This window comes from Listeria sp. ILCC796 (assembly GCF_900186175.1).
Taxonomy (GTDB): Bacteria; Bacillota; Bacilli; order Lactobacillales; family Listeriaceae; genus Listeria; species Listeria goaensis.
The window spans coordinates 80,276-96,158 of record NZ_FYBV01000009.1 but is presented as its reverse complement, the minus strand read 5'-3'; the positions used below and the strand labels follow the sequence as shown (position 1 = coordinate 96,158).

The window sequence follows — 15,883 nt, the reverse complement described above, 5'->3', positions numbered from 1 at the left end:
ATTTGGAGCCCGTAAAATACGGTTCTTTTTTGAAAAGTAGGGAGAAAAATGCGGATACGTTCACGATTTTTAATTTCCTTTTTAGGAAGCCTGTTTGTTATTATCCTCGCGCTGATGGCGATTTTTGCAGTGGTTTTTTATGCAATAACGGGCGAGGCGCCTGTGCCGACAACGCTTTATAAAACTGCAACAGAGCAAAAAGCCATCACATTTGCGGAGCAGGAAGCGCTCATCACTTTGCGAAATACGGCGAAAGATGACCCGGCGAAATTACTCACGACAAATACAAAAAAGCAAATTACGGATTATGAAAAAAAAGGGGTAAAAATCGTGATCAGACGAGGAAACTCAATTTTGTATCACTCGGATGGACTAGTTGTCAAGTCGCTTCTTGTTCACGCCCCTAAGTTCGACACGGATAATATTTATACCCAAGGGACGATTGATAATAAGGGCAATTTATTTCGCTATTTAAAATTTGATTTCTATTTTCCAGACCAAGAAAAGGGTAGTGTGATGATTTTAAATCAGGAAAACAGTTTTTCCGAGTTTATGCAGAAATGGGGCGTTATTTTAATTAGCGCAATTCTTCTCCTTGCGATTTTGCTTCTTGTGCTGTTTAATCGGTCGCTCAATCGGTCGGTGATTCGGCCGCTTAGGGAATTAAATGCGAAAGTTAGTGCTATGCGGGGCGGGGACTTGAATGAGCCGCTCGTCATTTCGAGCCATGCGAAAGGGGAAGTGGACGACTTAGCGAATGAATTTGAGTCGCTGCGGTCAGCTTTACATGAGGCGAACAAGGAAAAAGAAAAGTACGAGGAGAACCGAAAAGAGCTGATCACGAGTATTTCGCATGACTTGAAGACGCCGATTACATCGATTATTGGATATGTAGAGGGGCTAAAAGACGGGGTCGCGAAGACGGCAGAACGGCAAAACCAATATCTCGGTATCATTCATAGTCAAGCGAAACATGTGGACCACCTAATTGATGAGCTATTTATTTTTTCTAAGCTCGATATGCATAAATTACCGTTTCAGTTCGAATCGATTCCGATTTATGATTTTTTGACGCATTTTGTTGACGAATACACGATTGAACTGGCGCAAAAAAACATCAAACTCGTAAGTGATTTTAAAGATGAACACATTTTTGTGCGTGCGGACCGGATGCAGCTTCGCCGTGTGCTCGACAATCTCGTTCAGAACAGCACGCGCTACATGGACAAAACGAACAAGGAAATCCGCTTGAGCTTGCGTAGCGGGGACTCGGAGGTCATCATTTCCGTCCAAGACAATGGGGTTGGTATGTCTAAAGCGGAAGTGGCGAAGATTTTTGATCGTTTTTACCGCGTGGAGAAATCCCGGAACCAAATGACCGGCGGCAGCGGTTTGGGGCTTGCGATTACGAAGGAAATTATTGCGGAACATGGCGGCGAAATTTGGGCGGAAAGCGCTGTGGGCGCTGGGACGACAATGTTCTTTACGCTAAAAAAGGGGGAGCGAAACCAATGAAACGCGTATTATTAGTGGAAGACGACCAAAATATTGCGGACTTGGAGCGCGATTATTTGGAAATCAATCAGTTTGCGGTGACGACGCGTTATGACGGCGAATCTGGTCTCACAGAAGGTTTAGAGGGCGATTATGATCTCATTATTTTAGATGTCATGCTGCCCAAATTGTCGGGCTTCGACGTATGCAAGTTGCTCCGCGAAAAAATTGAAACGCCGATTTTAATGGTGTCCGCGAAAAAAGAAGACATCGATAAAATTAGGGCGCTCGGATTAGGCGCAGATGATTACATCACCAAACCATTCAGCCCTAGCGAACTTGTCGCCCGTGTGAAAGCCCACCTTGCCCGTTTTGACCGGCTAACAAGTCGAAAGGAGAGCGCCGACCAAATTGTGATCCGCGACATTGAACTAGATGGCCGTTCACATAAAGTTTACGTTTCTGGCGAGGAAGTCACCTTTACAACGAAGGAATTCGAACTGTTGAAATTTTTGATGCAAAATGTAAACCAAGTTTTTAACAAAGAAGCGCTTTTTGAAAAAATCTGGGGTTTTGACGCCTTTGGTGATACTTCAACGGTTGTCGTGCATATTAAGCGCATTCGTGAAAAAATTGAGCTTGATTCTAAAAATCCGACCTATTTGGAGACTATTTGGGGTTCGGGTTACCGATTTAATGCCTAGAAAGTAGTGATAACCATGAAAAAAGTATTTTTTAGTCTTTTTAGCATCATGATTCTCGCTGCCTGTCAAAATGAGGCGAATTTAAAACCGGAAAAGACGAAAACGGAGGTTAAAACGATGGAAAAAGCTGAATTTGTGGACGGAACACTGCTTAAAGCCACAAGTGCCAATGATTTAGCGGCAGTGAAACACATTGTCGAAAATCAAGAGAATGTGGTCATTGATGAACAAAACGCGCAAGGGGAAACCCCACTTTTAATCGCAACGCATAAAAATTATCCAGAAATGGCCATCTATTTAATGGAAAACGGCGCCGACATAAACGTGCAAGACAGCATTCAAGACAGTCCGTTTTTATATGCCGGAGCACAGGGGCGAACTGAAATTTTAACTTTTATGCTAGAAAATAAAACGCCAGATGTGAAAAAAGTGAACCGATACGGCGGCAACGCATTGATTCCCGCCGCTGAAAAAGGTCATTTAGACAATGTGAAACTCCTTTTAGCTCACCCGTCAACTGATATTGACCATCAAAACAATTTTGGTTACACCGCGCTAATTGAAGCCGTCGCACTAACAGATGGCTCCAAACTGTATCAACAAATTGTCGCGGAACTTCTAGAAGGTGGCGCAAATAAAGAATTGCGTGACAATAACGGCATGACCGCACTTGATTACGCGAAACAACAGCAAAATCAGGCGATGATGGGTTTGTTGCAAGAATAAAAGAGCAGAAACGAATGTTTCTGCTCTTTTAAAACTTCTCCTTATGCTCCCTAAACCGCCGAATACTATGATTAAATACCTCAGATAGCATCAGCCCAGCCGCAATGGCACCTGCTACCATTGCGACTTGTACAGAAAAGCCAATTGCCACCGTATACTCGCCCAAAACAAAGTTTCTTACAGCTTGAAAAGCCAAACTTCCGGGAACAAGCGGCACAATACCGGGAACGTTGAAAATTGTAATCGGCATATGCTTATATTTTGCGAAAAAGTGACTCGCCACCGCGACGACGAAAGCGCCCGCAATTGTGGCCATCACCGTTCCGCTACCAAATTTATTTAAAGCATAAAAAAGCATCCAACCAAAAGCGCCCGTAAGTCCGCACGCATTCAGTGCCTTTTTAGGGACATTCGTAATAATCGCGAACGTGACCGTTGCTAAGTAACTAAAAATAAATTGAACAAGAATCGTTAAAATCATGAAAGCCCCTCCTCACGTGAAAAAGCGGAAAACAACCGCAATCCCAATTCCAATCGCACCAGAAGTTAAAAGCGCCTCCGTCCCGCGCGCCATTCCACTAAGCAAGTGCCCCGCCAGCAAATCCCGCACCGCATTCGTAATCGGGACACCCGGAACAAGCGGCATAACACCACCAATAATAATTTTGTCTAAATTAACGCCAAGATGAACGTGTACAACAAAAACAGCGAGAATACCGACAATAAACGAGGCGAAAAATTCAGCTAAAAACTTCACTTTCAACCATTCGGCCGTGTAGTAAAAAATAATGAAGCCAGTCGCGCCAATTAAACACGTACTAATGAAATCCACTAATGAACCACCAAAAATAATCATCAGCGCGCCGCTCACAAGACCCGCCGATAAAATTTGCAGCCAAAGCGGGAAGAAGCGTGTATCGTATTCTAATTTTTTTAAACTGGTATTTAGTTCTTCTAATGAAATATGGTTAGCCGCGAATTCGCGGGAAAGATCATTGACTAGGGAAACTTTTTCCAAATTGATAGTTCTTGTTGGAATCGGTTGTAATTGGAGGTTGTGTTCGCCTTCAACGGACATGAAAATCCCAGTTGGCGTCGCAAAACTAACGCCTTTTTTTTGAGTTGCAGCATCGGCAATTCGGTTCATCGTATCTTCCACACGATAAATTTCCGCGCCACTCTCCATCATGATTTTACCGGCCATTAGGCAAGTTTCGAGCATAAAATCTCGATTTTTCTCCAAAAAAAATCCCTCCTTTTTAAAAAAAATAAGCACTGTACTTTATCCTAACCTAGATTACTAAGAAATTCTAGTCTTTTTATGTATAAATTGTGGAGTTTGGGGGTAAAGAATAACTATATTTAGCTGATTATAGGGGGATATTTATGTTTACGTATGATATTTATGAGCCAATCGGAAGGAAAGATGGTGAAACTTTTCCTGTTATTTTTGCTCTCCATGGGTTTGGCGGAGACGAATTAGATGTACCAGGCGTTTTAGAAATTATGATGGATCGTTACGTTGTTGTTGCACTTCGTGGTAAGGTGGAATATGGCCCAAGCTATGGTTTTTACCACATGGCGACAGAAGGTGAACCAAGCGCGAATGAAATTCATGAAGTTTCAAAAGAAGTCCTGCAATTTATGCACGATATTATAACAAAATACGATACCATTAATGAAAAAGATACTTTTCTGGTCGGCTTTGACCAAGGGGCAATGGTTACACTCGATTTAATGTTACGTTACGGTGGCAAAATAAGCGGTGCAGCACTTCTTAGTTCGCGCTTTTTAGCCTATACAAAAGATTTACCCCAAAATTTACTTTTGAAAAACACACCGTTTTTTGTGGCACACGGAACGCAAGATATCGCAGTACCAATTGAAGAAGCAGAAAACTTAACACGCTTTCTAAAAACCATCTCGAATAAAGTCGAGTTTCATAGCTTTTTTACAGGCCATCATTTAAAAGAAGCCGAAGAAGACGAGCTCGAAATTTGGCTGGATAAACTCGTTCAACCGAAAACGCAAAAAAAATAAGAATAGGGGAATTTTTCCCTACTCTTATTTTTTTGTTTAGATATCAAGTTCCAAAATGAGCACTTTTAAGTAGTTGCCTTCTGGAAATTCAGGGTGGACTTTAAAATCACTTGGAAGCGTGTGCGTTTCACGGATTTTGAAAGTACGCTTGCTTTCTTTAAAGGCAGCCGAAATGATTTCTTTAAACTTTTTGAGTGAAAAATTCGCATAGTTTGTCGAGGCAATGATGGTGCCATTTGGTGCTGTAATGCTAATTAATTCTTCCATTAGTGTTCCGTAATCTTTTGCGACACTAAACGTGATTTTCTTTGTACGCGCAAAGCTTGGTGGGTCGGCGATGACTAAATCGAACAGCATATTTTTTCGTTTGGCGAACTTCATGTATTCGAATACGTCCCACACTAAAATCGATTGTTCTTCGGGATTAAAACCGTTCACAACAAATTGTTCGCTCGTTTTGGCCACGCTTCGTTTTGCAACATCCACGCTTGTCGTATTTAATGCGCCGCCGTACAAAGCCGCAACGGAAAATGCGCCCGTGTAGGAAAATGTATTCAGCACGTTTTTTTGACTAGCAAATTCTTCCATGATTCGCCGTCTGACATTGCGCTGATCAAGGAAAATCCCCGTCATCCACCCATCATTTAAATAGGTCGCGTACGTCATGCCGTTTTCTTTCACAAGTAACGGAAATTCTGGCACGTCACCGCCAACAAAATCGTGTGTGTTTTCCTCCCGGAGAAATCTCTTTTTCTCGTAAATGCCTTTCACAAAAGGTTGGTCAAACATGGCGCGCAAAAGCGCTTTTTGGTAGCTGTAAATCCCCGCGCTGTACCACTGCAGAAGCAGAAAGCCATCATAATAATCAATCGTTAGACCACCAAGTCCGTCACCTTCTCCGTTAAAAAGGCGAAAAGCCGTTGTGGTGTCATCGTGAAAAAGTTCCTGCCGATTTTGTACCGCTTCCTGTAAAAGTGCGCGAAAAAACTCGGTAGACAGCGTTTCGTCTTCATTGCGGGAGAAAACCCAGCCATCCCCCTTATTTTGTTTCCCGTAATACGCTTTCCCAAGAAACGCTTTATTCGGCGACACAAGACGCAAAATTTGTCCTTCCGCAATTTGCTTTGGCCAATTCACAATCATTTCGCGCTGCACGAGTGGGAACCCGCTCTGATATCGCTTCACATATTTAGGTGCCACTTGCAAAGTTAGTTCTTCCATCTAATCACTCCATAAAAAAGCTTCCTACACATTGTAGGAAGCTTTAGACTGTGTTCCAATTAGAAATTAGCTACGCGACCAAAACCTACAAGGTATTTGCCCCAGCCAGTTCCATAAATATTGTCATATTTCACGCCAGCGTTTTGTGCGTTGATCATTTGACCGCCACCAACATAAATCCCAACGTGTGAAATACCACTACCATAATCGAAGAATACTAAATCGCCTGGTTTCGCTTGAGCAGCAGAAACTTTCGTTGCTTGAGCATACTGGGAACCAGATGTGCGAGATAAATTCACGCCGATTTTAGAAAATACGTATTTAGTGTAACCAGAGCAATCGAATGTAGTAGGGCCATTTCCACCCCAGCTATAACTTTTACCCAAGTGCTTTTGCGCTTCAGCAATTAAAGCGCTGTAGCTCGAACTTGAGCTTGCTTGGCTAGAACCAGTATTTGTGTTTTGACTTGGTTTGCTTGTATTTGAAGTCGTATTTGTTGGTGTCGATACGTTAGTAGCAGGAACAGTGCCTTTTACTTTAAGTACTTGCCCAACTTGTAAATTATCACTTGTTAGCCCATTTAAAGCTTTTAATTTCGAAACGCTAGTACCAAAAATGCTAGCAATTTTACTTAAAGAATCACCGCTACGAACCGTATAGCTCGATGCATTTGTATTGATAGAAGGTGGTGCTTGTGGCGTTTCTACTTTAGCAGGCGCTTGTGTTGTCGTCTCTTGTTTAGGCGCTTCTGCTTTTTCAGTTTGAGCAGGTGCAGCAGCTTTCACTTCACCTTTAACTTTTAAAACGTCCCCAACAACGATAGCATCACTAGAAAGGTTGTTTAAAGCTTTCAAATTAGCAACAGAAGTACCGAAAAGACCCGCAATTTTGCTTAAAGAATCGCCACTTTTAACCGTGTAGCTAGACGCATTCACATCAACAGACGGTACCGCTACTTGTTCAGCAGCAGGCGCTTTAGTTGTTTCTTTTTCAGCCACTTGGCTTGTTTCAGCCGGAGCAGTTGTTGCTTGTTTCGGTGCAACCGTTTTGGCAGCACTTTCTTTTACAGCTAAGTTTTGTCCAACGTAAATAGAAGAAGAGGATAAATTATTCCAAGACATAATATTTTGGACAGAAGTACCAAATTTAACTGACAGCGCCCAAAGCGTGTCACCACTTTTAACCGTGTAAGTAGAAAGATTAGCTTCTTCGACTACAGGAGCAGTTTTTTGTTCACTAGCTGGTTGAGTAGTTTCCTTTTCCACTTTTGGAGCAGGAGCAGCCACTTTTGCTTCACCTAAGAATTTTCCATTTACATAACCTGTTTTTCCGTCAGCAAATGTAATTTTATTCCAGCCGTTTGCTTCAGTAGATTCAACAGTTACTTTTGTACCACCTTTAAGCGATGTTACAATTTGATTGTCTACGCTAGGCCCTTTACGGACGTTTAACCAAGTTGCAGAAACAGATTTCTCAGATTTTTCTTCTTTTACTTCACTCACGACAAGTTTTTGACCCGGAAAAATCTTATCTGAATCCAAATTGTTTAATTGTTTTAAAGAATCAACAGTCGTATCATTGGCTTCCGCAATTCCCCATAATGTATCACCAGACTCCACAACAACACTGCTAGCAGAGGCAATTGTTGGAGCCGCAAAAGCTGTTACGGCAATCCCCGCAGTAGCAGTAGCGATAGTCGCTTTTTTCATATTTGTATAACCCCTCTCTTTTCAAAAAACTCAGTTAAAACTTGTATGTATACCGATTAATACCCATTTTACCCAGTTTAAAGCTAAAAAACAAACAAGCGAATGATTTCAAAACGAGGAATATCGGACTATACCAGCTTGTTGTAATAAAGCTGTAATGAAAGAAGGACACGAACGTATATTCCTCGGTCTTCTGACGTATTGCCATGGAACTTTTGGTTGAGAAACAAAAGTTGCTAAAGGTTGAACAAAGTTTCGTAAAAGGAAACCTATTTTAAAAAGACAATAGAAAAATTTAATCAAATTGTAATATTCATTTTTATGAATGATTTATAAAAAAAGAATGTCCATTTTGCAGGGCGTAAAATGAAGACGTAGTGAGACTTTCCGTTTCATGTAACATAAACAAACATTAAATACTCTAAAATAATTCATGAATGATGTATAATAACTTTACGGAGGGGAAAAAATGAAACAGAATTTTGATGATCGCAAAATCGTTCGCGAATATCGCGAAATCGCGCGACAAATTGTTCGCAAAGAAGGTTTATACATCAACATGGAACAAGCCGAATTGCAGGAGCAGACGCGAATTTGGCGCGAAAAATTTGAAACGCAAGAAATGACTTTACGAGATAAAATTAATATTTTTGCCCTTGTCAGAGAAGCAGCAAAACGAATTGTGGGCTTAGAAGCTGTTATTGTCCAACTCATTGGAGCCCTCGTTTTAGGTGACGGTAAAATCGCCGAAATGAAAACTGGGGAAGGAAAAACCCTCGTTTCACTTTTCGTCATGTACATAGAAGTTTTGCGTTCAGGGCGGGTGCATTTAATTACAGCCAATGAATATTTGGCACGACGCGACCGCGAAGAAATTGGACAGGTACTTGAATATTTAGGGATTTCAGTTGCGCTTAATGTAGCTGGATTAGAGAAGGACCAAAAAAAAGCAATTTATACTGCGGATGTTATTTACGGCACCGCTTCTGAATTTGGCTTTGACTACTTGCGCGACAACATGGTGCGGCAGCTAGACGATAAAGTTCAGACAGGCCTAGATTTCGTTTTAATCGATGAAGCGGATTCGATTTTAATTGATGAGGCGCGCACACCGCTTCTTATTTCGGATCATAAAGAAGAAGACTTAACAATGTATGAAAAAGCCAATAAGTTGATGGCGAAAATGTTAAAAGATGATTATGAAATTGATGAACATAAAAGGCTCGTCTGGCTAAACGATGCAGGAATTGAAAAGGCTGAAATGTTTTGGAAAGTAGATTCGCTCTATGCGGCGAAAAACCAGCCGTTATTGCGCATTACGATGCTGCTTCTTCGTGCACATCATTTGATGCATAAAGATAAAGATTATGTTGTACTTAATGACGAAGTGCTCATTGTTGATCCGCACACTGGGCGGGCGCTTCCGGGACGCCGTTTTAATGACGGGCTCCATCAGGCCATTGAGGCTAAAGAAGGCGTAACAGTCAACGAAGAATCGCGTACACTTGCGACTATTACAATACAAAACTACTTTAGGATGTATAAAAAAATCGCTGGAATGACCGGCACAGCCAAAACGGAAGAAGAGGAATTTAGGCAGATTTACGGCCTCGATGTGGTAGTCATCCCAACCAATTTGCGAGTGAACCGAGAAGACATGCCAGACGATGTATTTTATTCCAAAAAAGAAAAAGGGCGTGCGATTGTTTACGAAGTGTCGTGGCGCTATGAGAAGGGCCAGCCAACCCTAATTGGGACCTCATCAATCAAAAGCAATGAGTGGATTAGCGAATTGCTAACAAACGCGGGTATCCCGCATCAAGTGTTAAATGCGAAAAACCATGCGCAAGAGGCCGAAATTATTGCGCGTGCAGGTGAACCTGGTATGGTGACACTTGCGACGAACATGGCGGGACGCGGAACCGATATTAAGCTTAGTCCAAGCGTTCATAAGCTTGGCGGTCTTGCTGTCATCGGCACGGAGCGACATGAGAGCCGCCGAATTGATTTGCAGCTAATGGGGCGCTCAGGTAGACGTGGGGACCCGGGTTTCAGCAAATTCATGGTGTCTATCGAAGACGACTTGTTAGAGCAATTTGATAGTAAGAAATGGGAAAAATATCGTTTCAAATTGAAGCGTCGCCACCCAAAAGACGGCAAGCCCGTTAACTCATCAAGAATTAATGGCTTTATTTTAGATGCACAAAAACGGATTGAAGGCGCCAATTATGACCTTCGAAAAGATCTTTTATCGTATGATGAAGTGATTGATTTGCAGCGCAAGATGGTTTACAAAGAACGCGACCGCCTGTTAGAGCAACACCGGTTAGAAATTTCTTCTGAAAAAATCTTGTTAGAAGTTGCTGAACGAACGTTTCGTGAGGCCAAGGACGAATTTGAACAAGAAGAACTTTATGAGCGGCAAAAAGAGCTGCTTGGTGGAACGAAATTTCCGTATACTTTTGATGAAGTGACATTGATGGAACCGGAAGAAGTAGGCAAGAAAATTCTGGAATGGCATCAAAAACAGCGCCGGAAATTTCCTGTGAATACGATTAGCATGATTGAAAAAGAGGTATATTTAAATTTGATGGATCAAATGTGGGTTATCCATTTAGATGAAATGGTGCAACTACGCGAAGGGATTCATTTGCGTGCATACGGGCAGCTTGATCCGCTCGTGATGTATCAAAAAGAAGGCGCCCATTTATTCGAGAAATTTCAAGCGGACTATCATTTCTTTTTCGCGCATGCGCTTTTAGAACTCGACCCAGATGGACTTATTATGGGCTAAATTTTCCTTCTTAAGACTGATTTTTGGCTGAAAAGGGGATTTTAACGAGAATTTTTAGCAAAAGGTCAGTATAATGGATAAAAAAAGTAGGTGAAAAGATGAAAGGAACATTTTCCAAGTTTAAACAATTTTTTATTGAAAATAAATTTGTATTAGGGCTACTCATTTTTTTACTAGTGGCGCTCGATATTTATGTGCTCACGAAAATATCGTTTATTTTTCACCCGCTGATGGTTGTGCTCGAAACAATTGCGGCGCCCATCATTTTAGCAGGTATTTCGTATTATCTTTTCAACCCGATAATTGATTTTTTAGAGCGGAAAGGTTGGCATCGTGGCTGGGCAATTGGGCTTCTGTACATTGTTATCATCGGCATTATCGTGATTGTTTTCAGTTTTGTCATTCCAGCTGTTCGGGATCAAATCGTGAGTTTGGTCAAAACATTTCCTACATATTGGAACCAAATTACGGACAGATTTAACGAGTTTACCCAGTCCCCACTTTTTGATCAAATAAAAGAACGAATTTCGAACAATATGAGCGACATCATGAAAACATTTTCTGAAAAGGGAACGAGCTTTGTAAATAGCGCGATTGACAGCATCGGGAATATTGTTGGAACAGTAACGGAAGTTGTCCTTGCGATTGTCACTACGCCACTTGTGCTTTTCTATTTGTTGAAAGATGGGAAAAAGCTGCCGGATTTCATTTTAAAAATGCTTCCAGTGAATGGACGCGCACATACGCGACAAGTGTTCTCTGAAGCAAACCACCAAATCAGTTCCTACATTCGCGGTCAGATTATCGTAAGTTTCTGCATTGGGATTCTGCTTTTCATCGGCTATCTCATCATCGGACTTCCTTACGCTCTCACGCTAGCGATTATTGCGGCCTTTACAAGTATTGTGCCGTATTTAGGACCAGCAATTGCGATTACGCCGGCGCTTATTATCGCTACCGTCACTTCTCCGTGGTTGCTACTTAAACTGATTGTTGTCTGGGTTGTCGTACAACTTCTCGAAGGGAAATTTATTTCGCCACAAGTGATGGGCAAATCGCTCAAAGTGCATCCGATTACGATTTTATTCGTCATCCTCGTTTCGGGAAAACTATTTGGCGTTTTAGGCGTTATCTTCGCAGTACCAGGCTACGCCGTACTAAAAGTTATCGTAACTCACATTTTCATCTGGTTTAAACGAGTTTCCGGACTATACGGCGAACAACCAGAAAGCGAATACGAGCAAATTGAATCGAAAAAGGATTAAATAAAAATAAGGTAGACAAAAACGTCTACCTTATTTTACTTAGAAAAGAGATATTTAGTTTAGGCGGGTGATAATATGCGTGTATTTGCAGGAGTTCTTTCAATTCAAGGCTCGATTTTAGGGCTTTTATCTTGGTTTGCCAAATCTGATGTCCCACCAGAGAGTCTTTTTGGAATGCCAGAAAATCTTGCTAAAGCAGCGGGGTTCATTTTATCAGTTGCCATGTTTATCGCTGGCATTTTAATTATTTTAGCTAAAGAAAATGACTTTTTTCTATTTGTCGCTTTAATTCTATGGGTGTTCGGCATTATTATAGGATTGCTCTTTTCACCAAGCTTTTCAGGCGTTTACTTTCGCCCGATTTGCTGCTTCATCTGCCTGTTAATTGGCGCCTATATTTTCACCGACTACACCCGTAAAAAACATTAAACAATTTTGTTTAGAAAACGAATTGCGGCTTCATACGCAAGGCGCCCGTCTGTTTCAGGCGTGTTCGTATCAAAATCATGCGGCAAATTGTGTACGGTGTAAAGTTCACTTTCTAGCGTGCCATTTTTAAGCGTCTCCGACTCAGAAATTGGTACATCTTGGTCAGCAAAACTATGGGCCAAAAAAAGTGGCGGCAGAAAATGAAAATCGCGCTCGGGAACTAAATCGAATGTGTCAATAGTTTGTATTTCAGCGTTTTCCCCAAAAACAAGCTCTTGCCATACCCCGTTTTGTCTCGCGTAAATATAAAGCGGGTAGCGGCTATCAACGGAACCTGTGACAATTGGTTCGGGATGAATCATCGTGTCTTTTAGCGAGTCGCTAATTTTCGGGAAGGATTGAAAGTAAGCAGTTTCTTCGTGCAAGAAAGCGGCATTTACTGTAAAATAGCCGTAGAAAGACAAAACCGCAAATGGATGTGGCAAAGTTGGATCGGTTGCCGCGAGCAGTGCAAGAAAAGCACCGGCTGAACGACCGAACAATGCAAAATCATTTTGTGGAAGTGACAGCGTTTCCGTTGCTTCTTTTTCAAACCATAAAATGGCATCCTGGATATCTTCGTAAATTTCTGGCAGTTTCGTTTCAGGCGCGAGCCGGTAGTCGACCAGTAAAAGGTTGTATCCGCCGTCCAAAAATTGCTGGATGTAGGCCTTGTCTAGGTCGCTCCTAGTGCCGTATAATAGGCCGCCACCGTGAAAATAAATGACCGTTTTAGCACTTGGCGTATCTCGCGTTATGAGGTCTGCGGCTAATTTTAGGCCATTTTTTTCAGAAAAAATAAAGGTTTTTTGATTCACTGTAACAACTCCCTTCCCTTTTAGTGTATGACGTGTTTGTTTAAAATGCTAGTGTTTTCATTTCGGCATTTTGGGGGATAAGGAGAGAGTATAAAACTTGAAGGAGGAAATTGGCATGAAAAAAGAAAAATCTGTCATCATTATGAATTTCTCAGAGGAAAGTGTTGCTTATCAAGGCTTTTCGGAGATGAAACGTCTACATACGGAAGGGAAAATTCGCGGCTATCAAATGGCTGTTTTAAAGCATGATAAAGGTGCTAAACTAAATGCAAAAGATTTTATCGATTTTACTGGGGCGGATAAAAATATAAAAGATAGCCTGATTGGTATGCTTATCGGCATTCTAGGCGGTCCTTTAGGCGTTTTACTCGGCTGGGTAGTAGGTAGCGTTGTTGGCTCCATGCAAGATGCCGGGGAAGTAAAAAGTGCGATGACTGTTTTTGAAAAAACGCTTGAAACAATTCCAGAAGGCGCAACCGGCATCATTTTAATTGCAACAGAAACAGATCGCGAAATCGTCAATGATGTTGTTTACGGCGACCTAAAAGGAAATATTGCGCGCATGGACGAAGAACTTGTTCAAAACGAAATTCGTGAAGCGCAAGCAGCTGAACAAGCAGCAGGCGACACGGCGAAGAAAAAATGGTTTAAGAAATAAGAATTTAGCTTGCGGGCACAACAAAACGTAATACGCAAAATTAGATAGGCACTAGAGAAACTAAAATTTCTAGTGCTTTTTTATTAAAATGAAAATGATAACGCTTTACTCAAAATTCGCTATTTTCAATGCAAATGAAACGTGATACAATGAACAAGTTATTGCACTTTTAAATCGTGAATATTAAATTTATTTGAGTTGGAGATGAAAGATTTGGATATCGAAAGTAGTCCATTAATGCAGAAGATTGATTACAGCACGAAGAAGAAAATTGATTTAGTAAATAATAGTGTTATTCGCTATATCGTTCGTGCCATGCTGGCTTGTTTATTCCTCACACTAGGTACAGCAGTCGCCGTTATGATTGGTGATAAAGTGGACCATTACGCACTTGGGCTTGGCAAAATTGTGTATGCCTTTATGTTTAGCTGGTCGCTCGTGATGATTATTTACATGAACGCTGAACTGGGGACATCAAATATGATGTATATGACAACAGGCGTTTACCAAAAAATTGTACGTCCAGGAAAAGCGCTACAAATTTTATTCCTTTGCGTTATTTTCAACTTAATTGGTGGTATTTGTGCGGGATATCTTGTTTCCTTAACATCGACATTCCATAATTTACCTGCTGATCACTTTTTATTCACAGCAGTAAGTGGAAAGCTTGAAAAGGCACCTATGCAAATTTTTGTAGAAGGAATTTTTGCTAATATCGTTGTAAATACAGCGGTGTTATGTACGCTTCGTATGAAAGACGATGCTGGAAAAGTCATCGCCATGATTTTCATCATTTTCATTTTCGCTTTCTTAGGATTTGAGCACGTTATCGCAAACTTTTCTTCGTTCTCGCTTGCGTTCTTTGCCTCAGGTGGCCATTTAGCAGCGATGACAGCTGGAAGTGTTGCGACAAACTTATCACTCGCTTTCTTAGGAAACTTTGTAGGTGGAGGCCTTGTGATTGGTTTAGGCTATGCTTGGCTAAACCGTACAAAATCAATTTATAAAGACTAAAAACATCCTTTTGGGTGTTTTTTAGTCTTTAGAAAAGAGGGGAAAAAATGAAATATGCTTTTAAACTGGCAATAAATGCTGATTTAAGTTTGGTAAGTCCAAGCATTTATACGGCAGAAGCTATCTATCAGGCACTAGATAATGACCGCGAACATTTACGAACTTATTTGGACTTTGTTGATAAAACAACGAGCATAGAGGACGAGGAAGCCTATATAAAAATGAAGCTCAGCGGCGAGATAAATGGCACAGATCGACTGTTTTTCATCGCTTATCAAGAAAAAATAGTTGGTTCTATCGACTTTCATTTTATGGATTTGAATAACCAGACTGCAGAAATCGGCTATTGGGTCGCTTCCCAGTACTGCGGCAAAAATATCGCAACAGATACCGTCCAAACCCTTTGCAAAATCGCTTTTGATGAAATGGGATTAAACAGACTTACAATTGTAGCCGATGTAGAAAATAAACCGAGCAACCGTGTAGCCGTTAAATGTGGCTTTAAAAAAGAAGGAACTTTCAGACAGAGTAAAAAAGTTTATAATGAATTAAGAGATTTTAATATGTATGCTTTACTTAAGGAAGAATTTTAAGACTTAACTCCCGTTTTGATTAAATTGAAGCGGGAGTTTTGATGTATAATAAAAAGTTAATTTATTCGCATTCTTCATACTCGCTTTTTAATTTAGATTATGGTATATTTTGGTTGTATTTTTCAGATTATTGTACGGGAGAAGTGTGTAGAAATGGAGAAATATGTGAGTTTTGCGCGCGTTATTGTCTTTATCTGTATCGTTTTACCAGCTTGTATCCCGCTCTTTTTCAGACGGCATAAAGAGGAAGAAATACTCGAAGAAGATGACTTGAAAAATTTTGAAAAAGATGAAAACGGGGAATACCCATGGGAGAAGCAACATAATAATAAAAATATATAATCAGGCTGATGATAAGCGGCGTTCTTTGGCGTTCTTG

General features: G+C 41.0%; 16 protein-coding genes. 11 read left to right on the top strand and 5 right to left on the bottom strand.

Features of this window, described 5'->3' with window-relative positions:
* Positions 1-48: 48 nt before the first annotated feature.
* Genes CFS04_RS10180 through CFS04_RS10170 form a run of 3 tightly spaced genes read left to right on the top strand, consistent with a single transcriptional unit; the run spans position 49 to position 2,924 of the window.
* Positions 49-1,515 (top strand): cell wall metabolism sensor histidine kinase WalK, encoded by a 1,467-nt coding sequence (locus tag CFS04_RS10180; protein ID WP_088810588.1) that lies wholly within the window; start codon positions 49-51, stop codon positions 1,513-1,515.
* Entirely contained in the window at positions 1,512-2,198 is a 687-nt protein-coding gene (locus CFS04_RS10175; RefSeq protein ID WP_088810587.1) for a response regulator transcription factor, read from the top strand. Before CFS04_RS10180 ends, CFS04_RS10175 begins: the two co-directional genes overlap by 4 nt.
* A gap of 15 nt (positions 2,199-2,213) precedes the next feature.
* Complete coding sequence (locus CFS04_RS10170; RefSeq protein WP_088810586.1) at positions 2,214-2,924, top strand: ankyrin repeat domain-containing protein; 711 nt, start codon at positions 2,214-2,216, stop codon at positions 2,922-2,924.
* 28 nt (positions 2,925-2,952) lie between these two features.
* Here CFS04_RS10170 and CFS04_RS10165 read toward each other — a convergent pair whose 3' ends face one another.
* Both CFS04_RS10165 and CFS04_RS10160 read right to left on the bottom strand, forming a co-directional pair.
* Positions 2,953-3,405 carry a threonine/serine exporter family protein gene (locus tag CFS04_RS10165; protein ID WP_088810585.1) on the bottom strand — a complete coding sequence of 151 codons (453 nt, stop codon included), beginning with the start codon at positions 3,403-3,405 and terminating at the stop codon, positions 2,953-2,955.
* Between the two features lie 12 nt (positions 3,406-3,417).
* The gene (locus CFS04_RS10160; RefSeq protein ID WP_088810621.1) at positions 3,418-4,146 is read right to left on the bottom strand and encodes a threonine/serine exporter family protein; all 729 of its coding nucleotides are present in this window, start codon (positions 4,144-4,146) and stop codon (positions 3,418-3,420) included.
* 164 nt (positions 4,147-4,310) lie between these two features.
* Here CFS04_RS10160 and CFS04_RS10155 point away from each other — a divergent pair, with 164 nt between their 5' ends.
* On the top strand, positions 4,311-4,964 hold the full coding sequence (locus CFS04_RS10155) for an alpha/beta hydrolase (RefSeq protein ID WP_088810584.1): 654 nt from the start codon (positions 4,311-4,313) through the stop codon (positions 4,962-4,964).
* A gap of 36 nt (positions 4,965-5,000) precedes the next feature.
* Here the strand turns inward: CFS04_RS10155 and CFS04_RS10150 are convergent, their stop codons facing one another.
* Together CFS04_RS10150 and CFS04_RS10145 are read right to left on the bottom strand one after the other, a co-directional pair.
* Positions 5,001-6,185 (bottom strand): class I SAM-dependent rRNA methyltransferase, encoded by a 1,185-nt coding sequence (locus CFS04_RS10150; protein WP_088810583.1) that lies wholly within the window; start codon positions 6,183-6,185, stop codon positions 5,001-5,003.
* Between the two features lie 59 nt (positions 6,186-6,244).
* Positions 6,245-7,894, bottom strand: a complete 1,650-nt coding sequence (locus tag CFS04_RS10145) for a LysM peptidoglycan-binding domain-containing protein (RefSeq protein WP_088810582.1) — start codon at positions 7,892-7,894, stop codon at positions 6,245-6,247.
* A 469-nt stretch (positions 7,895-8,363) separates the two neighbouring features.
* Here CFS04_RS10145 and secA2 point away from each other — a divergent pair, with 469 nt between their 5' ends.
* From secA2 to CFS04_RS10130, 3 genes are all read left to right on the top strand, one after another.
* Positions 8,364-10,688 (top strand): accessory Sec system translocase SecA2, encoded by a 2,325-nt coding sequence (gene secA2, locus CFS04_RS10140; RefSeq protein WP_088810581.1) that lies wholly within the window; start codon positions 8,364-8,366, stop codon positions 10,686-10,688.
* A 98-nt stretch (positions 10,689-10,786) separates the two neighbouring features.
* A complete protein-coding gene (locus CFS04_RS10135) occupies positions 10,787-11,953 on the top strand; it encodes an AI-2E family transporter (RefSeq protein ID WP_088810580.1) in 1,167 nt (388 codons plus the stop codon).
* A 75-nt stretch (positions 11,954-12,028) separates the two neighbouring features.
* On the top strand, positions 12,029-12,382 hold the full coding sequence (locus CFS04_RS10130; RefSeq protein ID WP_088810579.1) for a hypothetical protein: 354 nt from the start codon (positions 12,029-12,031) through the stop codon (positions 12,380-12,382).
* On the opposite strand, the gene CFS04_RS10125 is transcribed toward CFS04_RS10130, so the two are convergent.
* Positions 12,379-13,239: an alpha/beta hydrolase gene (locus CFS04_RS10125; RefSeq protein WP_088810578.1), complete on the bottom strand. Its 861-nt coding sequence runs from the start codon at positions 13,237-13,239 to the stop codon at positions 12,379-12,381. The genes CFS04_RS10130 and CFS04_RS10125 overlap by 4 nt on opposite strands.
* A 115-nt stretch (positions 13,240-13,354) precedes the next feature.
* Between CFS04_RS10125 and CFS04_RS10120 the strand changes: the two genes are divergently transcribed.
* From CFS04_RS10120 to CFS04_RS10105, 4 genes are all read left to right on the top strand, one after another.
* On the top strand, positions 13,355-13,897 hold the full coding sequence (locus CFS04_RS10120) for a DUF1269 domain-containing protein (RefSeq protein WP_088810577.1): 543 nt from the start codon (positions 13,355-13,357) through the stop codon (positions 13,895-13,897).
* Positions 13,898-14,110: 213 nt separating this feature from the next.
* Positions 14,111-14,911 carry a formate/nitrite transporter family protein gene (locus CFS04_RS10115; protein WP_088810576.1) on the top strand — a complete coding sequence of 267 codons (801 nt, stop codon included), beginning with the start codon at positions 14,111-14,113 and terminating at the stop codon, positions 14,909-14,911.
* Positions 14,912-14,958: 47 nt separating this feature from the next.
* Positions 14,959-15,504: a GNAT family N-acetyltransferase gene (locus tag CFS04_RS10110; RefSeq protein ID WP_088810575.1), complete on the top strand. Its 546-nt coding sequence runs from the start codon at positions 14,959-14,961 to the stop codon at positions 15,502-15,504.
* Positions 15,505-15,657: 153 nt separating this feature from the next.
* Positions 15,658-15,846, top strand: a complete 189-nt coding sequence (locus CFS04_RS10105) for a hypothetical protein (protein ID WP_088810574.1) — start codon at positions 15,658-15,660, stop codon at positions 15,844-15,846.
* Positions 15,847-15,883: the final 37 nt, after the last annotated feature.